This window comes from uncultured Sphingomonas sp. (genome assembly GCF_964244265.1).
Taxonomy (GTDB): domain Bacteria; phylum Pseudomonadota; class Alphaproteobacteria; order Sphingomonadales; family Sphingomonadaceae; genus Sphingomonas.
Window position 1 is genome coordinate 20,330 of the sequence record NZ_CAXTHV010000026.1, and the last position, 19,996, is coordinate 40,325.

The window sequence follows — 19,996 nt, forward strand, 5'->3', positions numbered from 1 at the left end:
GCGGGCAATCAGCCGAGCGTCCCCAGCAACGCCTTGGCCGCAGCGCGATCGGCAAAGCCGGGATCGGCGAGCGCCACCCCGACCTGCGCCTTCGCCTCCGCCTTGCGGCCCAGATCGGCGTAGATCTGCGCCAGGTGCCAGCGCAGCCCGGCATGGTTCGGCGCCAGCTTTACCGCCTTCTCCAGCAGATCGGCGCCACGAACATTGTCGCCCGACACGTACAGCGCCCACCCATAAGCGTCGGTCGCCACCGGGTTGAGCGGGGCAAGGCCATAGGCCGCCTCGGCATAGCCCAGCGCGTCGTCGACATCGCCCGCGCCGAGATGGGCATAGGTCAGCTCGGCCAGCATCCCGGCATCGCGCGATCCGATCCGCGAGCGCAAATTCTCCAGCGTGTCGATCGCCGCCGCCCAGTCGCCGGCCGCGATCTGCCAATGCGCGGCCAGCCGCAACGCGGCGACGTTTTCGGGATGCTGGTCGAGGAACAGGGCGAGCACCGTCGCTGCCTCGGGCCGGCGCCCGGCATGGTCGAGCGCGTCGACCGCGCGGAGCATCGTCGCCTCGTCGAAACGGATGTCGGCGGCCTTGCGATAGGCGTCGGCGGCCGCGGCATAGCGGCCCATCACCATCAGCGTGTCGCCGACCAGGAGCTGCGCGGCCGGCGCGCCCGGCCCGGCATCGCTGAGCGCCGTCGCGGTGCGCAGCGCGTCGTCGAGCTTGCCGGCATCGATCAGCCCGCGCACCAGGTTGACCGCCGCCGCCGGATCGCCCCGCTTTACCGCCACCGAGCTGGCCAGCACCGCCAGGCCGTCGTCGGTGCCGAACGGGGCGGCGCCGTCGCGCAGCGGCCAGGCCGAGCGGTCGAGGTATCTCGCCGCCCAGTCGCGTTCGCCGGTCGCCTCGAACGCGCGGCCGACCAGTGCCAGCGTATAGCTGTCGGCATCGCCGCGCAGCGCCACCGGCCGCAGCACGTCGAGCGCGCCGCGCGCATCCCCCGATCGCAGCAAGGCGGCCCCCAGCAGTCGCCGCGCGGTCACGTTCATCGGCTGGCGGCCCACCAGCTCGCCCCATTTCTCGATCGCCGCCTCATCGCTGCCCGCCGCGAAGTCGAGCGTCCCGCCGAGCAGCAGCGCGCCGGGCAGATGGTCGATCGCGCCCCCGGTCCGCTGCATCAGGCTGCGGGCGAGGTCGTACTTCTCCGCCCGCGCCGCCAGCACCGCCTGGAGGTAGAGCGCCTGCGGGCTGCCCGGCCGCGCCGCCAGCGCGCGCCGCGTCGCGTCGAGCATCTCCGGATAGCGCCCCAGATCGCCGAGCGTCGCGGCATATTCGATCAGCGCCGGATGGTAATAGGCATCGCGGTCGAGCGCCGCGCGGAACCACGGCAGTGCCCCGGCCAGCCCGAACTGATCGCGGATCAGTTCGCCGCGCAGCGTCAGCGCCGCCGGATCGGCCGGATCGATCGCCACCGCGCGCTGCGCCGCGCCGGCGGCGCCATCGACGTCGCCCAGCGCATAGCGCACCCGGCCGAGATCGCACCACGCCGCCGCGTCGCCGGGTGCTGCGCGCACCAGGTCGCTCAGCAGCGCCAGCGCCTGCGGCTTTTTGTCCAGCGCGGACAGCGCACGCGCGGCGACCCGGATGGCATAGCCGCCAAACCGCGGATCGGCCTTTGCCGCTTCGGCCAGGGCGCGGCGATTGTCGCCCTGGAGCAGCCAGGCATGGGCAAGCAGCTGGTGCCCGCGCTTCATGTCGAATCCGGTCGCCCCGGCGCGGTTTAGCTCGGCCTCCGCGCCCAGGCCGTCGCCCAGCGCCAGGAAATCGCGCGCGAGCACGGCATGCGCCAGGCCCCAGCCCGGATCGGCGGCGACCGCGCGCTGCGCATGCGCCCGCGCGGCGTTGTAATTGCCCGATTTGAGCAGGCCCAGGCTGATCGCCAGCTCGGTTCGCGCGGTGGCGGCATCGGCCCGCGCGGGGCCGGCCAGCCCGATCGTCAGCGCTGCCGCGGCGGCGACCGCGATGGCGGCGGCGGCCAGGGTGGTGAGGCGTTCATGCATGGAGATCATAGCTCTTCAGGAGGTCGTAGAGCGTCGGGCGGCTGATCCCGAGCAGCTTGGCGGTATTGGAGATGTTGCCCTCGGCCCGCGCCAGCGCGTGGCGGATCGCCTTGCGGTCGGCGATCTCGCGCACCGCCTTCAGGTTGATCGGTTCGGGCGCGCCGCCGCTCTCAAGGTCGAGGTCGGCGGCGGTGACCAGCTTGCCGTCGGCCATGATGACCGCGCGCTTCATCCGGTTTTCCAGTTCGCGGACATTGCCTGCCCAGCCCCAGCCGTCGATCACCGCCAGCGCGTCGGCGGACAGGCCGGTGACCGGCCGGCCCATCGCCTTGGCGTGCCGGTGGAGGAAATGACGCGCCAGCAGCGCCGCGTCGCCCGGCCGTTCGGCCAGTCCGGGGATGCGGACGACGATCTCGGCCAGCCGGTAATAAAGGTCCTCGCGAAACGACTGGGCGGCGACCATCGCGTCGATGTCGCGATGCGTCGCGCACACGATCCGCGTGTCGATCGCGATCGCGCGCCGGCCGCCGATCCGCTCGATCACGCGTTCCTGCAGGAACCGCAGCAGCTTCACCTGCAACGACAGCGGCACGTCGCCGATCTCGTCGAGGAACAATGTGCCGCCATCGGCCTGCTCGATCTTGCCCTCGATGGTCTTCACCGCCCCGGTGAACGCCCCCTTTTCGTGGCCGAACAACTCGCTTTCCAGCAGCGTCTCGGGAATCGCCGCGCAGTTGATCGCGACGAATGCGCCCTTGCGCCCGCTCGCCTCGTGCAATCCGCGCGCCAGCACTTCCTTGCCCGTGCCCGATGCGCCCAGCAGCATTACAGACACGTCGGCGGCGGCGACCCGCTCGATCATCCGCGTGACCTTCAGCATTTCGGGCGCGGCGGTGATCAGCCCGGCAAAGGCGGTGGTCGCGGGCGTCGCCAGCCGGCGATTCTCCGCCTCCAGCGCGTGGACATGAAAGGCGCGGCTGACGATCAGGCCCAGCGCGTCGATATCGATCGGCTTGGCATAGAAGTCCCAGGCGCCGGCGCCGATCGCGTTCAGCGCGCTTTCGCGCGCGCCATGGCCCGACGCGACGATCACCTTGGTATCGGGCTTGAGCTGGAGGATCTGGGCGAGCGTGGCGAACCCCTCGCTGGTGCCGTCGGGGTCGGGCGGCAGGCCCAGGTCGAGCGTCACCACCGCCGGCTCCTCGGCGCGAACCGCGTCGATCGCCGAGGCGCGGTCGTGCGCGCCGACGACGTCATAGCCGTCATAGGCCCAGCGCAACTGACGCTGGAGCCCCAGATCGTCCTCGACGATCAGCAGCTTCTGCCCGTTCATGCCGCCTGCTCCAGCGGCGGCGCCGCCGCCCCCGCCGTCGCCCCCGCCAACGCCAGCGCCAGCGTCAGCGTGAAGCGCGTGCCTTGTCCCTCCGCGCTGGCTACCTCCAGAATGCCGCCCATCGCCTCGATCAGCTGGCGCGCCTCGAACGCGCCGATCCCGAACCCCCCGGGCTTGTTCGATACGAACGGGCGGAACAGGCGATCGCGGACGAACGCCGCGCTCATCCCCAGGCCGCGGTCGCCGACCTCGATCAGCAGGCGGCCCGGGGCCTCGGCCACGCTCAGCGTCACCGGCATGTCGGCGGCGCTCGCCTCGATCGCGTTCTGCACCAGATGGCCCAGCGCCTGTTCAAGCCTGGCCGGATCGGCGATGGCGAACAGGTGATGCGCGCCGGAAACGATGACCGGATGCGGCCGCCGCCGGGCCACGCATTCCAGGAGCGGCACGATCTCGACGGCGACCGGCGGGTCGACGCGACCCGCATGATGCTGCGAAAGACGCGCGAGCAGGTCGTTCATCCGTCCCGCAGATTCCTGCAGCGTGACGACCATGTCGGCGCGGAACGCCGGGTTGTCGGCATGGCGTTCGGCATTGCGCGCCACCAGCGTCAGCTGGCTGACCAGGTTCTTCACGTCGTGCATGATGAACGCGAAACGCCGGTTGAACTCGTCGAACCGCTCGGCATCGGCCAGCGCGTCATGCGCGCGGGCCTCCGCCAGATAGCTCGCTACCTGGCGACCGGCCATGCGCAGCAGGTCGTAATCCTCCCAGTCCAGCGCGCGGTCGATCGGCGGGCGGGCCAGGACGATCGCCCCGATCAGCTGGTCGAGATGGATCAGCGGCACGATCGCCCAGCTCGCCGGCTGGTCGAGGATCCATTGCGGGATCGCGCTGCGCTCGGCGGGGTCGCCACGCCCCGCGCGCAAGGGGTCGAGTTCGACGATCCGGCCGTCGCCGGCCAGCCGCCGGGCAAGTTCACCGCCACCGGCCGGCGATGGCGGGGCCGCGTCCCACCGCCAGCCGGCGCCCGGCACCAGCGTCGCCCCGTCGGCGACCAGCAACAGCCCGGCGGGTGAATAGGTGACGTCGGCCACCGCCTTGACGATACGCTCGTCGAGCGGCGCCGCGCCCTCGCCCGGCGCGCCCAGCGTCTCGGTGAAGCGGGTCCATTCGGCACGATAGTCATAGCGGTGGCGGAACAGGTGCTTGGCAACCTTGACCTTGACCCATGCCTTGAGCTTGGGGGTCGACAGCAGGGCCAGCAGGGCGGCGGTCGAGCCGAACACGAATGCCGCCTCGATCTGGCGCGCATGGGCGCCGCCGACCGCATCGATCGTCGACAGGATCGCGATCGTCGCCAGCGCATAAAGACCGAACCCGGCGATCGACAGCGACTGCCACGCCACCGACCGCGACAATTTGAGCGTCCAGTCGCCGTTGCGATGTGCGGCCACCGCGAACAACGGCACCGACGCCACCCGCGCCAGCCCGCGCAGGGCGATGACGTCGGCTGGCCGGACATGGGTAAGGTAATTCGCCGCGCCCACTGCAAGATCGCTGGCCCACAATATCGCAAGCGCCCCCAGGGCCAGGGGAATGCCGCTGCGAGCCTGGGGCCGCACGGCCATGTAAAGGTGGTTGACCAGCACCAGCGCGCCGACCGCGACCATCATCTTCAGGGCCAGCCGGGCGTCGCCGATCGCGGTCGCCGCGGCATCGCCGGGAAAGGCGGTCTCGACAATGGCAAGCGCCATCGCGGTGATCTCGACGGCCACGACCACGCCATAGATCATCGCGATCGCCTGGTTGCGCCGCTCGCGCTCGGCGCGCCGGAACAGGGCGAACATGAAGCCCAGCCACGCCAGCTGGCGCAGCCCGTCGATCAGCCGCGTCGCCAGGTCCTGCTGGTCGATTCCCGCCACCGCCAGCGCCGACAGCGCCGACAGCGCAAGCGCCAGCGTGAACGCCAGCCGCGGCAAGGTCGTCGTCGCCTGGCGCAATTGTGACAGCGCCAGCACGGCGAACAGGATCGCGGCGAGCGCATGGCCCCACAGGATCAGTCCGTCGACCATTTCAGCGCGCCCCTTCCGGCCACAGGACGACGCGAATCGTCTGCAGCAGGATCAGCAGGTCCAGGAACGGCGAATAATTCTTGGCGTAATAGAGGTCGTATTCCAGCTTTTGCCGGCTGTCCTCGATCGACGCGCCATAGGGATAGTTGATCTGCGCCCAGCCGGTGATGCCGGGCTTCACCATGTGGCGCTCGGCATAATAAGGCAGCTGCTGCTCCAGGTCCTCGACGAATTGCGGGCGTTCGGGACGCGGACCGACAAAGCTCATCTCGCCCTTCAGCACCGACCAGCATTGCGGCAGTTCGTCGATCCTGACCTTGCGGATGAACCGGCCGATCCGCGTGATGCGCGGATCGTCCTTCTCGGCCCATACCGCCCGGCCGGCGACCTCGGCGTCCTGGCGCATCGACCGCAGCTTGATGCAGTCGAACCCGGTGCCATAGCGCCCGACGCGGCGCTGGCGATAGAAAGCGGGACCCCTGCTCTCCAGCTTGATCGCGATCGCGATCACGGCGACCAGCGGGGCCAGCAGCGCCAGCAGGGCCAGGCTGGCCGCGACGTCGAACAGGCGCTTGAAGATGCTCGACAGCATTCGCCCCGACGAGAAACCGTCGGAAAAGATCAGCCAGCTGGGGTTGACGCTTTGCAGGTCGACGCGGCCCGTCTCGCGTTCGAGGAAGCTCGATATCTCATTGACATGGACCCCGGTGGTCTTGATCCGGAGCAGATCCTTGAGCGGCAGTGCATTGCGCCGCTCCTCCAGCGCCAGCACCACCTCGCTGGCATTGAGCAGGACGACATGGTCGGCCAGATTGTAGATCGCGTCGCGCGCAATGGCTTCGGGGATGACGCGGTTGGCTTCGCTCATCGAGACATAGCCGACGACGACGAAGGCCGATTGCGGCTGCGCGGCGAGCGCCTTCAGGCGCGCCGCGCGCATGCCCGCGCCAAGCACGACGATGCGCCGCTTGAACACATGGCTGCCCAGCATCTTGCCCAGCAGGATCCGCAACCCGATCATGGCGGCAGCGGCGAATCCCATCGCGTATAGCAGGTTGGACCGCCAGAAACTCAGCATCGGCGACAGGAAATAGACGGCGGACAACAGGATCACGCCCAACGATATCGCCACCAGCAACCGCGCGGTGGCGCGGCGCAGCGACTGCAGCGCATCCGCCCCATAGACCCCGACCGCGATCATCGCGACTTCCAGCGCGGCGGCGAAGATCAGCAATTGCGGCAGCCGGTTGCCGATCGGGTCGACCCTGCTGCCGAGCTGGTGCAACCGCACGACATAGCCCAGTTCCGCCGCGCCGAAGAGCAGCAGGATGTCGAGCAGTCCGAGGAACAGGACCGCATAGGGGACGTAGTGCTTGAACAGCCTGATCATCGCCCTCGCCCAGCCGACACGCGGTGCGTGTAAGGATTTCCGACACGGTCATCGGCGGTGTCGCAGCAATTGACAAATAAAGCCTGAACGCATTCTGGTGGCGCCGCGTTGGCCCTCCCCCCCAAGGCGGCCCGCCTCATCCTGCGCCGGGCGACAGAGGATTTCAGATGACCGATGCCACGCCGATCATTCCCGTCATCCTGTCCGGCGGGTCGGGCACGCGGTTGTGGCCGATGTCGACCCCCGAACGGCCCAAGCAGCTGCTCGCGCTGACCCACGAGCTGACGATGCTCCAGCTGACCGCCTCGCGGGTCGCCGGGGAGCGGTTCATGCCGCCGATCGTCGTCGCCAATGCCCGTCACGCCGACGAGGTCGAAAGCCAGCTGGCGTCGGTCGGCAGCCCCGCGCAGGTGCTGATCCTGGAACCCATGGCACGCAACACCGCGCCCGCCATCGCGCTCGCCGCGCTGGCGGCGGGCGATGGCGCCGCGGCGCTGCTGGTGATGCCGTCCGATCACGTCATCGCCGATCCCGATTCCTTCCATGCCGCGATCCATGCCGCGCTGCCGATGGTCGAGCAGGGCTGGCTGGTGACCTTCGGGATCGATCCGCAGTCGCCGGAGACCGGCTATGGCTGGATCAGGATCGGCGAGCCGATCGCGCCGCGCGTGCACCGGGTCGCCAGCTTCGTCGAAAAACCGCCCCGCGACCGCGCCGAGGCCATGCTGGCATCGGATGATCATGCGTGGAACGGCGGTATCTTCCTGTTCCGCGCCGACGTTTATCTGAATGCCCTGTCCACCCACGCCCCCCCCCTCCTGGCGGCGAGCCAGCGGGCGATGGCGGGGGCGCGGCACGAAGGATCCCGCCTCTATCCCCAGGCCGAGGCGTTCGCCGCCTCTCCGTCTGATTCGATCGATTATGCGGTGATGGAAAAAGCCGAGCGCGTGGCGGTGGTGCCCGTCGCGATGGGCTGGAGCGACCTCGGCAGCTGGGATGCGCTGCACCAGATCAGCACCTGCGACGCGGCCAACAACGTCTGCCGTGGCGATGTCGTCGCGATCGAGAGCGAGGGCTGCCTGGTCCAGGCGGACGGCGTCCGTGTCGCGCTGGTTGGCGTCACCGACCTGATCATCGTCGCCAACGGCAAGGATGTGCTGGTCCTGCCGCGCGGCCGCAGCCAGGAGGTCAAGAAGCTGATCGAGGCGATGAAGGAATGACGGCGGCATCCGGCACGATCACCGCAAGTCCGTCGATGATCGTCACCCGTCCGGCCAGCGCGCCCGATGCTCGACCGTCAAGCAGGACGTAGAGCCGAGATCGATCGATCCGGCCCGCGCGGAACGCCGCGGCATCCGCATCCAGGCGCGCGGCCACCGCCGCCGGTTCGCGCGAGGCATAGAAGTACCGCAAGAGCACCGGACGAGGCGCGGTGATCGCCCGCCATGCCAGTTCCTCCACCACAGCCTTTTCGCGATCGGAACGGATCGGGTAAAACTCTATCGCAGATGCCCGGTCGATTATCGACTGCCAGCGCGGATCGCGCGTCCGCAGGTAAAGTCGATGGTCGTCGGCGCGCGCGCTGGTCGCGCGCACCGCGGCCAGCATCGGCGCAAGGTCGATTACCTGGAGAGCCAAGGCGCCCCCGATCATCAGCGCGCCGCGCGGCAGGCGCGCAACGATCACGACCGCTGTCAACGCGATGACATAGCCGACCGGCCAGAACAGGCGGCCGGCGGCGCGCACCGGATCCAGAGCGTCGCGCAATCCAGCCGCCACCGGGATCGACGCGATCACCTGTCCGCGCCAGATCAGATGCGGTCCGATCGCGATCAGGGCAAACGCGCCAAACGCCGGAATCAGCCACGTCAACGACAGGCCGGCGGACCGGCCGCGCCCGAAAAGAAGGGCGATCACAGCCAGGGCGACAAGCACGAGCATACCGGCCCCGAGATAGTTGAACCCCTCGAAACCCTGCGCGGGTGAGGCGGCCACGCCCGGCAGCAGTGCGGAATAATCCGGGTTACCAGGGTTCCACAGCCCATCCAGCGCAATGCCAAAGCGGCCGTAGGTGCCGCTCGATACCAGGGACTGCCCGATCAGCCCAAGCCACCAGGCAATTGCCAGGACGGATGCCGCCACTGCGCCCGCCGCGATCATGATCGATGACCGATCGCGGTGAAGGATGATCAGGCGAATCACGGCGCTGGCCCAGATCGCGCCGGTCATCACCGCCAGATAGGGATGGATGAGCAGAGAGACGCCGATGACCGCCATCCACCAGGCGGGCTGCTTTGCGCGGGTTTCGTCGACGAAGATCCATAACGCCCACAGGATCGTCCAGTGCGCACAGAGATTGACGTGGCCGTAGCGCGCAATCAGCGTGGGACTGAACGATACCAAGGCGGTACCCAGGAACAACGCAAGTGGATCGGCGACATGACGTCGGAGCAGAGCGTTGGCGAACGCCACCTGCAGCACCACGCAGACCAGCAGCCACCACCCGATGACTTGCCAGTCGGCCGGCAGTCCCAGCGGCCTGCATAACAACCCGAGCAAAGGATTGCTGTCGGTCAGCGACAGCGGCAATCCTTCGGGTGCCAGCAGCAAGGGATTGTGCAATGCCGGCCACGATCCGCCGCGCAGATAGGCCGCCAGTCCGATTGCGGTCTGGCCGCGGTCGCTGCCGTCGAGCAGCCACCCGACATTGCGCACATCCAATATGGCCGGGTGCATCCATGCCACGAAGATGACGGCCGCCAGCGCGGCTAAGGACAATTGCCGGGCGGCGAAACGATCAATCGCCATGAATAACGTCATTCGCGCGCCAACGCACCGCGCTATCCGACGAGCGCCTCGCACGCATCAAGCGTCTCGCGAAAGCGCTGGATGATCGCCTGGTACGGTGCCGAAACTGCCATATCGAGCCCGGCCCGCTTGAGAACATCGTACGGATAATCGGACCCGCCCGCCTTGAGCACGCTCAGATAATTGTCGCGCTCCTTCGCGCCGCCCTTCAGGATCGATCGCGCGAAATAGGACGCCGCAGAGATACAGGTGGCGTATTGATAGACATAGAAGCTGTTATAGAAATGCGGGACATACGCCCATTCCGAGGCATAGGTGTCGGACACCGCGACGTTCGGCCCGTGATAACGCTTAAGTAGATCAAGATAGATCGTACTGAACTTTTCGCCCGACAATCCCTCCCCCGCTTCCGCCTTGTCGTGCACGGCGAGCTCGAATTCGGCGAACATGGCCTGGCGGTAAAAGGTGCCGCGAATGCTCTCCAGCTGCTGGCCGAGGTAGAACAGCTTCTCCTGCTTGGTCCTGGCATTCGCCACCATGTGGATGGCGAGCAGTTCCTCGTTGCAGGTCGAGGCGATTTCGGCGGTGAAGATCGAATAGTCCGACTTTTCATAGACCTGGCTCTGGTTGGCCAGCAATGTGTGCATCGCATGGCCCCATTCATGGGCATAGGTCGTCATCCCCTCATAATTCTCGCCCAGGTTGAGCAGCAGATAGGGATGGACGTCATACGCCGCGCCGGGGTTCATGTACGCACCCGATTTCTTGCCCGGACGGGGCAACGGGTCCATCCATTTACCCGCGGTCACCTTGGCGAACAGCGCGCCATATTCAGGACCGAGCGGCTTCACGGCCTCGATCGTGGTGGCCCGCATCTCGGGCACCGTCACCTTCCTGTCCAGCGCGACCAACGGCGGGTAGATGTCGTAATAGGCCATGTCGGGCAGCCCCAGGAGCTTGCGGCGAAGCTCGAAATAGCGGTGCAGTTCGGGCAAGCCCTTGTTGGTCTCGGCGACCAGCGTGCGATAGACCATCTCGGGCACGTTGTTGCCCGACAGCGCATGGGCAAGCGATGTCGGGTAACGGCGCGACTTCGCCTCGAACACGTCGGCTTTGACATGGCTGAGATAGGCGGCGCCCAGCGAATGCTGGAACTTGCCGTATTCGGCCCAGAACGTGTCGAACACCAGCTTGCGGTCGGCGCGGGCCGGCGCGTCGCGGTTGAGCGTATAGGCCTGGTCGTCCAGCCGCACCTGCTTGCCGGTCGACAGCGTGACCGTCGGCCAGGGAATATCCGACGCAACCAGTTGCTCGCGGATGTCGCTCGGCCCGCTGAACGGCGCGCCGGTTCCCGCCATCAGCAACTCGCCCTCGGGGGACAGGATATGGGCCGACAATCGCGCGATGTCGCGCAGCATGAAATCGAACCGGCGCCGCAGCGTGTCGTTGACCGCGATGAAACCCTCGATCCTCGGCTTGCCGAGCGCCAGCAGCTCCGGCGCGGCCCAGGACGCCGCCTCGCCCAGGGCAGTGAACATGTCGATCGCCTGCGCCTGCCGTTCCTGGTTGGCGGATATGCGGAGATCGGCATCGGCGTTCAGGCTGGCATAGGCATAGATCCGACTGGCGGCGCGCTGCAGGTCGGATTGCGCGGCAAGGAACCTGGCCAGCGTATCGGCACCGGCGCCCAGCCTGCCCTTATAGGCGGCGAGCGTGGGTAGGTCCGCAAGCACCTTGCGCCGCGCTGCGTCCCAGGCGGCGTCAGTGGGATAGAGGTCGGCAAGATCCCATTGGGCGCCGCCAGCGCTGCTCTGCGCCCAAGCCGGTATTGCCGTGAACGTGCCGGCCAGGATAATGGCGGCGATCGTTTCGCGACGGGAAAATTGGGGCATGGACGGACTCCGGATCAACAGGAGTCCAACTCATCGCAATCACCCCGACGCGCGGCAAGAGCTAAAGTCCCGCGGTCAGATCGCCCATGCGATCAGCGCCGCCACGACAACCCACATGGCGAGCGCCACGACGGATCCGATCACTAGGCCACGCATCACCTTGGTCGATCCCATCCGGCGAGCCAGCGAAACGCGGCCGGCATGAAGTGGCTCGGGCGTTTTCAGCGAGTAGCTGGCTGGCGGGGCAAGATGACCATGAAGCTCGGCGTTGCTTACCATGCGACCTCTCCTTAACCGGTCGTTAATTGACCTCGATCAACACGACGCTTGGCAGCGACGGTCGTTCCATAAGGACGCGATCGGCCGCTATTCCGTAGCGGCAGCCTTGCGCCGTCCGCGCTTTGGCGCAGCCGCAGCCGTTTCCTCGGTCGCCGCCGGCGCGGCCGTGGCTGTCCGTGGCTTGCGGCCCAGGCCAATGCGCTTGGCCATGTCACGCCGTGCCGCTGAATAGTTTTCCGATACCATCGGGTAATCCGCACGCAGATTGTAGCGATCGCGATATTCTTCCGGGGTAAGGCCATGACCCGAAAGGTGACGACGCAAGGTCTTGTAGGGCTTGCCGTCGATCATCGAGATGATGTGATCCTTCGAGCTCAACGATTTCCGGGCCGAGACCGCCGGGGTGAACTCCGCGGCAGGACCAGCCTCCGGAGCGGGTGATTGCGGGTCGCCGGTCAGGCCGGACACCGCGGCATGCATCTGCGCCAGGAAGGTAGGAACATCTTCGGCGCTTGCCCGAGTATTGGGGTTGGACAGCCATGCGATGGTCAGCTCGGTTGCCAGTTCGACGGCATTGGCACTGGTTGTTTCGTCCACGGTCATTTCCTCTATGCTGGACTCGCGTTAGAGCCAGGATTGTTTGCGGTCAATCACCCAGAAATGAAAAGCGCCGTAAATATATTCTGCGTCGTTACTATAGACGATAGCCTTGTAAGCAGCCGCGCTTTCGATCTGCACCAACCGGCCAAGATGCCAACCTTTGGTTCACCTGCCACGCCGGCAACACCATGACCTGCGGACTGGTTTTCGACCTTTTCAACCCAGCTTCCCGTCAACGCCACTTTCTGTTGACGCAGCCTAGCCGGCTTCCTAATAGATGCAAACGCGAATCACTCGCATTAGCGATGGGAAAGATGATGGATGGTGCGGCACAATCTGGTGTCGAACTAGCGTGGAAGGGACTTGCCTCCGTTGTGCTGATCGCGGCGCTACCGAGCGGCGTGGCGGAGACCGGCTCCGCCTCGGGCGAGCGGCTGATGGAATTTGCAGACGAGGTTCAGGCCGGCAAGCTGACCACCACCGCCGCTATCGCGAAGGCGCGCGCAGTAATCGTGGAAGTCACCGGTTGATCCGTGCCGCCAGCAGGAGAACGTCATGTACGATTTTGTCGATCGCCCGGTCGGCGCGCTAGACACGGGGGGCGCCCTGTTCCTCTGTTCGATGCGGCGATGGGTGGCCGCCATGGCCGCGCGCACCTGCCCGCCATATGCCATCGGTCCCGGCTTCGCCGCGGCGAGGGTGATGCCTGCCCTGCCGCATTTTCACATGGCGATGATGCTACTCAACAGGGAAGCGCGCGAGACGCTGCATTTCGCTTTGGGCGGATGCTCGCCTATCGCCGAGGACGAGGCGGTATTGCTGGAGATCGTCGGCAAGGTCCGGATCATATCGTCCTCGCGCACGCTCGCCACGCTCGGCATGATCATGCAGGAAGATGCCGTCGCGCCGTTGGCTGCCGCGCTGGCGGGGGTGGCCGAGTGCTTCACCCAGGCCGGACTGGGCCTTGGTCTTGCCTCGCGCCCTCGACGGGCCGGGAAGCGGTCAACCAATGAGTGACCGGATCGCCATGCTCCCGCAACTGGCGCCATCGTCCAGCCTGACCGTCGAGACCGTGTGCGGGGTGCGCCACTGGAACGACCATCTGTTCAGCTTCGCGATCACCCGGCCGCCGAATTTCCGCTTTCGGTCGGGGGAGTTCGTCATGCTTGGCTTGCCCGGGGCCCAGCGTCCATTGTTGCGTGCCTATTCGATCGCGAGCCCTGCTTATGCCGACGAACTGGAGTTCCTGTCGATCAAGGTCTGCGATGGTCCGCTGACCTCCCGACTAGCTCAGATCCAGCGCGGGGATCAACTGTTCCTTGGCCGCAAGCCGACCGGAACGTTGGTCGCCGATGCGCTGCTGCCGGGCCGGCGGCTGTTCCTGCTGTCGACCGGCACCGGCCTGGCGCCGTTCCTCAGCATCGTGCGCGATGCGGACATCTATGAACGGTTCGTGCAGGTCCAGGTGGTTCACAGCGTCCGGCGCGTTGCCGACCTGGCGTGTCGCGAGGTGCTCGAAACGCATTTGGCGGGTGATCCGCTGGTCCAGGATCAGGCGCTGCTGCAACTGTCCTACCTTCCCACCGTCACGCGCGAACCGTTCCAAACGACCGGCCGGATCGGGGCCCTGATCGAAAGCGGCGCACTCTTCACGGGCCTGGCAGGCCCGCGCCGGCTCAACCCGGAGATCGATCGCGTCATGCTCTGCGGAGGCATGGCGATGATCCGAGAGCTTGCCGGGCAACTCGACGAACTCGGCTTCATGGAAGGGTCGAATGCCCATCCCGGTCATTACATCATCGAACGCGCGTTCGTAGGATGAAGACACGTCACCCATTGACGCCGCCCAGGCCCTTGCCCGTCCCGCACGCCACGCCGACGTGCTTGCACTCGCCCCCCGCCTGCTTGTAGAGGCCGTTCCAACAGCAAGGCACCCGGCAATACGGGGCCGAACAGGGGAATGAGGATGCCGATCATCTATGCGGCCATTGTCTGCGGCCTGATCGCCGTCGTCTATGGCTTCGTCACCAGCCAGCAGGTGTTGCGCGCGCCCGCCGGCAACGCCCGGATGCAGGACATCGCCGCCGCCATCCAGGAAGGGGCGAAGGCCTATCTGGGCCGGCAATATACCACCATCGCCATCGTCGGGGTGATCGTCGCGGTCATCCTGTTCTTCACGCTCGGGCTGATCTCGACCGTCGGGTTCGTGATCGGCGCGGTGCTGTCCGGGGTGGCGGGCTTTGTCGGCATGAACATCTCGGTGCGCGCCAACGTGCGGACGGCGGAGGCGGCGCGGATGTCGCTGCAGGGCGGCCTGACGATGGCGTTCCGCTCCGGCGCGGTTACCGGCATGCTGGTCGCGGGCCTCGGGCTGCTCGCAATCGCCGGCTTCTTCTGGTATCTGGTCGGCCCGGCGGGGCATCTGCCCAACGACCATGTCGTGACCCAGGCGCTGACCGCGCTGGCATTCGGCGCGTCGCTGATCTCGATCTTCGCGCGGCTCGGCGGCGGCATCTTCACCAAGGCCGCCGATGTCGGCGCCGACCTGGTCGGCAAGGTCGAAGCCGGCATCCCGGAGGACGATCCCCGCAACCCGGCGGTCATCGCGGACAATGTCGGCGACAATGTCGGCGATTGCGCCGGCATGGCCGCCGACCTGTTCGAGACCTATGTCGTTACGCTGGGCGTGACGATGGTGTCGATCGCCCTGCTGGTCCGCGCCGACGCGCCCGAGCTGATGCGGCTGATGAGCCTGCCGCTGATCGTCGGCGGGGTGTGCATCGTCACCTCGATCATCGGCACGTACATGGTGCGGCTGGGCAAGGGCTCGATCATGGGCGCGCTGTACAAGGGGTTCTTCACCTCGGCGATCCTGTCGGTGCCGGCGATCTTTTTTGCGACCAGCTGGGTGATCAGCGACCTGAACGCGCGGATCGGAGGCGCCGGGTTCCTCGACGCGGCCACCGATACGGTGACCGCGCGGGCGGGTGCCGGGGCCGGCGTGGCGTTCACCGGCATGGACCTGTTCTGGTGCATGATGATCGGACTGGCGGTCACCGGGCTGCTCGTCTGGATCACCGAATATTACACCGGCACCAACCACCGCCCGGTCAAGTCGATCGCCAAGGCGAGCGAGACCGGCCACGGCACCAACGTGATCCAGGGCCTGGCCGTCTCGCTGGAGGCGACCGCGCTGCCGACGTTGGTCATCGTCGTCGCGGTCATTGCCGCCTATCAGCTGGCCGGGGTGATCGGCATCGCGTTCGCGGCGACCAGCATGCTGGCGCAGGCGGGGATGGTCGTGGCGCTGGACGCTTATGGCCCGGTCACCGACAATGCCGGCGGCATCGCCGAGATGGCGGGCCTGCCCGACGACGTGCGGCACAAGACCGACGCGCTCGACGCGGTCGGCAACACCACCAAGGCGGTGACCAAGGGCTATGCGATCGGCTCGGCCGGGCTGGCGGCGCTGGTGCTGTTCGGCGCGTACACCACCGACCTGACCACCTATTTCCCCAGCCTGACGGTCGATTTCTCGCTGAGCAATCCGTACGTCATCGTCGGGCTGCTGCTCGGCGCGCTGCTGCCCTATCTGTTCGGCGCGTTCGGGATGACCGCGGTCGGCCGCGCGGCGGGCGCGGTGGTCGAGGAAGTGCGCGAGCAGTTCCGCACCAACCCGGGCATCATGCAGGGCACGTCGCGCCCCGATTATGCGCGCACCGTCGACCTGGTGACCAAGGCGGCGATCCGCGAGATGATCGTGCCCTCGCTGCTGCCGGTCGTCAGCCCGATCGCCTTGTATTTCATCATCACCGCGGTGGCGGGCCAGGCGCAGGGCTTTGCGGCGCTGGGCGCGATGCTCCTCGGGGTGATCGTCTCGGGCCTGTTCGTCGCGATCTCGATGACCTCAGGCGGCGGCGCCTGGGACAATGCCAAGAAGTATATCGAGGACGGCAATCACGGCGGCAAGGGCAGCGAGGCGCACAAGGCCGCGGTCACCGGCGACACGGTCGGCGATCCCTATAAGGACACTGCGGGCCCGGCGGTCAACCCGATGATCAAGATCACCAACATCGTGGCGTTGCTGCTGCTGGCGGCGCTGGCCGCGCATGCGGGGACAGGTTGACGACTCTCCTGCACGCGTCGGCGGCGTCAGGGTTGACGAGCGTGATCCAATGACCAATGGTGATGATCGACGCGGCCGCATCATGTGATGCGGCCGCAGTGACTCGCGGGGAGATCTATCTTGGCCACGGTCCTCAGCCGTATCGCCGCCGATTCCGGCGGGGAAGCTATTTCCGTGGGGCCGCAACCGGATTATGACGCCGACGCGCTGAAGACCTTGCTCGCCCGGCGCACGTTCAAGCGCGGCGCCTTCACCCTGGCGTCGGGCAATCGCAGCCGCATCTATTTTAACATGAAGGCGACGATGATGACCCCGCAAGGCGCGGCGCAATGCGCGCGCGGGTTGTTCCAGATCATCTCGGCGCTGGACGCCGATTATATCGGCGGCCTGGAGATGGGTGCCGTGCCGTTGCTGGGAACGGTTGCCGCGCTCAGCTGGGAACGGGGCGCGCCGGTCAGCGCGATCTTCGTCCGCAAGGCCCCGAAAGCGCACGGCACCGCGCTGATGATCGAGGGACTTGACGACGACGGCGGCGAAAACCTGTCCGGCAAGCGCGTCGTGCTGGTCGACGACGTGGCGACCAGCGGCGGTTCGATCATCAAGGCGGTGGATCAGATCGTCGCGGCGGGCGCATCGGTCGCCGACGCGATCGTCATCCTCGACCGCGAGCAGGGCGCGACCGCGACCCTGGCGGCGCGCGGCATCGCGCTCCACGCGCTGTTTACTGCAAGCGACCTCGGCGTGACGGATGCCGACCGTTTGCCGCTGGACTGAATCCGTCTATCCACGCAGCGGTGACATCGTCTGGTAAGCAGCGGCTTCACCGAGTTTCAACCTTCCCGGTCCAGGCATAGGCCCAGATGACCCCGCCGCCCGCTCCCTGGTCCGCTATCGCGCGTTATGCGCAACGTTGCCCCAGCCCGCACAACACCCAGCCGTTCCGGTTGCGCATCGTCGACGCGCGCCGCGCGGAAGTCGTGTTCCTGCCCCGCCGGGGGCTGCCCGTGGCCGATCCGCTGGGACGTTTCACCTGGCTGACGGCGGGGATCTTTGTCGAGATATGCAGCATCGCCGCGCATGCGATGGGCCATGAACTCGCGGTCGATTGGGATCACTCGACGATGTACGCCGGCGGCGATGTGGAAACGCCGCAGGTCGTCGCTCGGCTGACGCTGGCGCCAGCCGGCGCGGCGGTGCCCGATCTCGACGCGCAGCTGATCCTCGATCGCCACACCTCGCGGCTGCCCTATGACGGATCGCCCGCGCCCGCCGAAGCCATTGCCGAGATGCAGGCCGAGGCGGTTCGCCTGGGTCACCGGTTCGAGACGCGCAGCGATGCCGGGGCGATCAAGCAGGTCGTCGAGCTCAACAGGCAGGCGCTGTTTCACGACCTCGACGATGACGGTCTGCGCACCGAACTGACGAAGTGGCTGCGGTTCGACCGGCGCGAGGAGGAGTTGATGCGCGACGGCCTGTCCTCGCGCTGCCTGACGTTCAACGCGACCTTGTTCCGCAGTTTCTTCACCCGGCACCGTTTCTGGACGATGCCCGGCGTCCGCGACATCGTCGGCGCGGTCTATGGCGCGACGATGAAGGGAATCGGGACGATCGGCTGGCTGCGCGGCCGTTATGTCGACAGCGCCGACTGGGTCGCGGCCGGGCGCGTGATGATCCGGCTGTGGCTGATCCTGACGCGCCACGGCGTCTATTGGCACCCCTATGGTTCGGTCATTACCAGCGAGGCCGCGCGCACCAACATGATCCGCTATCTCGATTTGCCTGAGGAAGCCGGCGGGGAAGACATGGTCTGGCTGCTATTGCGGCTGGGCCGGAGCGCCGCACCGCCGCTCAGCCACCGTCTGGGGATCGAGGAGATCACGCTGTGCAGTGGCTGAGATCGCTCGTCCGCCTGCCCCCGCTGGCCGCCGTGGTCGCGGTCGACGCGGTCGAGCGGCTGCTGGCCGGGTCGGGCGGACTGTATCGCGTGCTGCTGATACCGGGGTTCGAGGGCACGCGCTGGCGGCTCGGCACCTGGCGCGCGTGGCGTAGCTTCTATCAGGCGCATCGCACCGTGCCGGCCTATCGCGACTATGTCGCGGCGCATGGCGGGATGCCGGCGATCCACTTGCGGGGCGACCTGACCCCCGATCTGTCGGCGATCCCGGAGATGGACAAGGCGAGCTACGTCAAGGCCTATCCGCTTGAGCGCCGGGTCAAGCGCGGGCGCATCCCGCGCCGGGGCGTGATGGTCGACGAGAGCTCGGGCTCCAGCGGCCAGCCGACCAGCTGGGTGCGCGGCCCCGTCGAACGCGCGATCACCAGCCAGATGATGCGGCTGAGCTATCACCAGTCGGTCGATCGCGAGCGGCGCGTGTTCATCCTCAACGCCTTCGCGCTGGGCGCGTGGGCGACGGGCATGAACGTGTCGCTCTCGCTGTCACCCAGCACCATCCTGAAATCGACCGGGCCGAACATCGACAAGATCGTCAACACGATGATCGAGTTCGGCCCCGATTTCCATTATGTCGTGATGGGCTATCCGCCGTTTCTCAAGACGCTGGCGGACGATCCGCGGATCGACTGGTCCCGGTACGTGGCCGATGCCGGTTACGGGGGCGAGGGCATCTCCGAATCGCTGCGCGACTATCTGGCGCGCAAGTTCAAGCGCGTGGTGGGCAGCTATGGCGCGTCCGACCTGGAAGTGAACATGGCGATCGAAACCGACCTGTGCATCCGGCTGCGCAAGGCGGTGATGGCCGATGCCGACCTGCGCGAGGCGATGGTCCGCACCGATTATGGCGTCACGCCGATGATCTTCCAGTACAATCCGCTTGCCTATTTCGTCGAGACCAATGCCGCGGGTGAATTGGTGATGACGATGTCGCGACCGTACCATCTGGCGCCCAAGGTCCGCTACAACATCCACGATCGCGGCCACGTCCTGCGCTTTCCGGCGCTGACGGCGATGCTGCGGAAGGCGGGACGGCTCGACCTGCTCGACGGACTGGCGCAGGCCGGCGACCTGCCGCTGCTGTTTCTCTACGGCCGATCGGACATGTCGATCGATTATTACGGCGCCAACGTGACGCCCGATGCGGTCCGCGAGGTGCTGTACGGGATCGATGCGCTGGCGCCGGTGCTCAACACCTTCCGCCTGCTGTCCTACGAGGACGACGCGCACAACAAGCGGATGGATATCGCCGTCGAACTGATCGAGGGCGCGGCCGTCCCCGCGGGCCTGCCGGCGCTTGCCGAGGACGCGTTTGCGCGGCTGGCAAAGATCAACGGCGACTTCTTCAACGCGCTCTACAAGACCGCGCCGCCGGACAATCCCCCGCTGCTGACGCTGCATCCGTTCGAGACCGGCCCGTTCGCCGGCGGCCAGCGCAAGCTGAAGAACGAATATGTCGCGACCGACCTGAAATACGACAAGCTTTGA

16 protein-coding genes are annotated in these 19,996 nt (G+C 67.0%); 8 read left to right on the forward strand and 8 right to left on the reverse strand.

Annotated features, from left to right (window positions below; all coding sequences use genetic code 11):
- Window positions 1-8: 8 nt before the first annotated feature.
- The 4 genes from ACFE7K_RS11515 to ACFE7K_RS11530 are packed head-to-tail and all read right to left on the reverse strand — an operon-like array spanning window position 9 to window position 6,852.
- Window positions 9-2,054, reverse strand: a complete 2,046-nt coding sequence (locus ACFE7K_RS11515; RefSeq protein WP_375398333.1) for a tetratricopeptide repeat protein — start codon at window positions 2,052-2,054, stop codon at window positions 9-11.
- Complete coding sequence (gene prsR / locus ACFE7K_RS11520; protein WP_375398334.1) at window positions 2,047-3,387, reverse strand: PEP-CTERM-box response regulator transcription factor; 1,341 nt, start codon at window positions 3,385-3,387, stop codon at window positions 2,047-2,049. The genes ACFE7K_RS11515 and prsR overlap by 8 nt, the downstream gene beginning before the upstream one ends.
- Window positions 3,384-5,462 (reverse strand): XrtA/PEP-CTERM system histidine kinase PrsK, encoded by a 2,079-nt coding sequence (prsK, locus tag ACFE7K_RS11525; protein WP_375398335.1) that lies wholly within the window; start codon window positions 5,460-5,462, stop codon window positions 3,384-3,386. The genes prsR and prsK overlap by 4 nt, the downstream gene beginning before the upstream one ends.
- Window position 5,463: 1 nt before the next feature.
- Window positions 5,464-6,852, reverse strand: coding sequence for a TIGR03013 family XrtA/PEP-CTERM system glycosyltransferase (locus ACFE7K_RS11530; RefSeq protein ID WP_375398336.1), 1,389 nt, complete (start codon window positions 6,850-6,852; stop codon window positions 5,464-5,466).
- Between the two features lie 167 nt (window positions 6,853-7,019).
- On the opposite strand from ACFE7K_RS11530, the gene ACFE7K_RS11535 reads away from it, so the two are divergent.
- On the forward strand, window positions 7,020-8,072 hold the full coding sequence (locus tag ACFE7K_RS11535; protein WP_375398337.1) for a mannose-1-phosphate guanylyltransferase/mannose-6-phosphate isomerase: 1,053 nt from the start codon (window positions 7,020-7,022) through the stop codon (window positions 8,070-8,072).
- Here ACFE7K_RS11535 and ACFE7K_RS11540 read toward each other — a convergent pair.
- The 4 genes from ACFE7K_RS11540 to ACFE7K_RS11555 form a co-directional block, all read right to left on the reverse strand.
- Complete coding sequence (locus ACFE7K_RS11540; protein ID WP_375398338.1) at window positions 8,041-9,660, reverse strand: DUF6311 domain-containing protein; 1,620 nt, start codon at window positions 9,658-9,660, stop codon at window positions 8,041-8,043. The genes ACFE7K_RS11535 and ACFE7K_RS11540 overlap by 32 nt on opposite strands.
- A 32-nt stretch (window positions 9,661-9,692) precedes the next feature.
- Window positions 9,693-11,552, reverse strand: coding sequence for a M3 family oligoendopeptidase (locus ACFE7K_RS11545; RefSeq protein ID WP_375398339.1), 1,860 nt, complete (start codon window positions 11,550-11,552; stop codon window positions 9,693-9,695).
- Window positions 11,553-11,627: 75 nt separating this feature from the next.
- Window positions 11,628-11,831, reverse strand: coding sequence for a hypothetical protein (locus ACFE7K_RS11550; RefSeq protein ID WP_375398340.1), 204 nt, complete (start codon window positions 11,829-11,831; stop codon window positions 11,628-11,630).
- Window positions 11,832-11,918: 87 nt separating this feature from the next.
- A complete protein-coding gene (locus ACFE7K_RS11555; protein WP_375398341.1) occupies window positions 11,919-12,434 on the reverse strand; it encodes a MucR family transcriptional regulator in 516 nt (171 codons plus the stop codon).
- 302 nt (window positions 12,435-12,736) lie between these two features.
- Here ACFE7K_RS11555 and ACFE7K_RS11560 point away from each other — a divergent pair, with 302 nt between their 5' ends.
- The 7 genes from ACFE7K_RS11560 to ACFE7K_RS11590 all read left to right on the forward strand — a co-directional run bounded on the left by ACFE7K_RS11560 (window position 12,737) and on the right by ACFE7K_RS11590 (window position 19,996).
- Window positions 12,737-12,961 carry a hypothetical protein gene (locus tag ACFE7K_RS11560; RefSeq protein ID WP_375398342.1) on the forward strand — a complete coding sequence of 75 codons (225 nt, stop codon included), beginning with the start codon at window positions 12,737-12,739 and terminating at the stop codon, window positions 12,959-12,961.
- A gap of 103 nt (window positions 12,962-13,064) precedes the next feature.
- Window positions 13,065-13,448, forward strand: a complete 384-nt coding sequence (locus ACFE7K_RS11565) for a hypothetical protein (protein ID WP_375398343.1) — start codon at window positions 13,065-13,067, stop codon at window positions 13,446-13,448.
- Complete coding sequence (locus ACFE7K_RS11570; protein ID WP_375398344.1) at window positions 13,441-14,253, forward strand: ferredoxin--NADP reductase; 813 nt, start codon at window positions 13,441-13,443, stop codon at window positions 14,251-14,253. Before ACFE7K_RS11565 ends, ACFE7K_RS11570 begins: the two co-directional genes overlap by 8 nt.
- Window positions 14,254-14,397: 144 nt before the next feature.
- On the forward strand, window positions 14,398-16,557 hold the full coding sequence (locus tag ACFE7K_RS11575; RefSeq protein WP_375398345.1) for a sodium-translocating pyrophosphatase: 2,160 nt from the start codon (window positions 14,398-14,400) through the stop codon (window positions 16,555-16,557).
- Between the two features lie 120 nt (window positions 16,558-16,677).
- Complete coding sequence (pyrE, locus tag ACFE7K_RS11580; RefSeq protein ID WP_375398346.1) at window positions 16,678-17,331, forward strand: orotate phosphoribosyltransferase; 654 nt, start codon at window positions 16,678-16,680, stop codon at window positions 17,329-17,331.
- An 86-nt stretch (window positions 17,332-17,417) separates the two neighbouring features.
- Window positions 17,418-18,452, forward strand: a complete 1,035-nt coding sequence (locus ACFE7K_RS11585; protein WP_375398347.1) for a hypothetical protein — start codon at window positions 17,418-17,420, stop codon at window positions 18,450-18,452.
- Window positions 18,440-19,996 carry a phenylacetate--CoA ligase family protein gene (locus ACFE7K_RS11590; RefSeq protein WP_375398348.1) on the forward strand — a complete coding sequence of 519 codons (1,557 nt, stop codon included), beginning with the start codon at window positions 18,440-18,442 and terminating at the stop codon, window positions 19,994-19,996. The genes ACFE7K_RS11585 and ACFE7K_RS11590 overlap by 13 nt, the downstream gene beginning before the upstream one ends.

Coding starts and splice junctions, on each gene's coding strand:
- ACFE7K_RS11515 (WP_375398333.1), bottom strand. CDS start 2,054: ATGCATGAACGCCTCACCACCCTGGCCGCCGCCGCCATCGCGGTCGCC.
- prsR (WP_375398334.1), bottom strand. CDS start 3,387: ATGAACGGGCAGAAGCTGCTGATCGTCGAGGACGATCTGGGGCTCCAG.
- prsK (WP_375398335.1), bottom strand. CDS start 5,462: ATGGTCGACGGACTGATCCTGTGGGGCCATGCGCTCGCCGCGATCCTG.
- ACFE7K_RS11530 (WP_375398336.1), bottom strand. CDS start 6,852: ATGATCAGGCTGTTCAAGCACTACGTCCCCTATGCGGTCCTGTTCCTC.
- ACFE7K_RS11535 (WP_375398337.1), top strand. CDS start 7,020: ATGACCGATGCCACGCCGATCATTCCCGTCATCCTGTCCGGCGGGTCG.
- ACFE7K_RS11540 (WP_375398338.1), bottom strand. CDS start 9,660: ATGGCGATTGATCGTTTCGCCGCCCGGCAATTGTCCTTAGCCGCGCTG.
- ACFE7K_RS11545 (WP_375398339.1), bottom strand. CDS start 11,552: ATGCCCCAATTTTCCCGTCGCGAAACGATCGCCGCCATTATCCTGGCC.
- ACFE7K_RS11550 (WP_375398340.1), bottom strand. CDS start 11,831: ATGGTAAGCAACGCCGAGCTTCATGGTCATCTTGCCCCGCCAGCCAGC.
- ACFE7K_RS11555 (WP_375398341.1), bottom strand. CDS start 12,434: ATGACCGTGGACGAAACAACCAGTGCCAATGCCGTCGAACTGGCAACC.
- ACFE7K_RS11560 (WP_375398342.1), top strand. CDS start 12,737: ATGGGAAAGATGATGGATGGTGCGGCACAATCTGGTGTCGAACTAGCG.
- ACFE7K_RS11570 (WP_375398344.1), top strand. CDS start 13,441: ATGAGTGACCGGATCGCCATGCTCCCGCAACTGGCGCCATCGTCCAGC.
- ACFE7K_RS11575 (WP_375398345.1), top strand. CDS start 14,398: ATGCCGATCATCTATGCGGCCATTGTCTGCGGCCTGATCGCCGTCGTC.
- ACFE7K_RS11585 (WP_375398347.1), top strand. CDS start 17,418: ATGACCCCGCCGCCCGCTCCCTGGTCCGCTATCGCGCGTTATGCGCAA.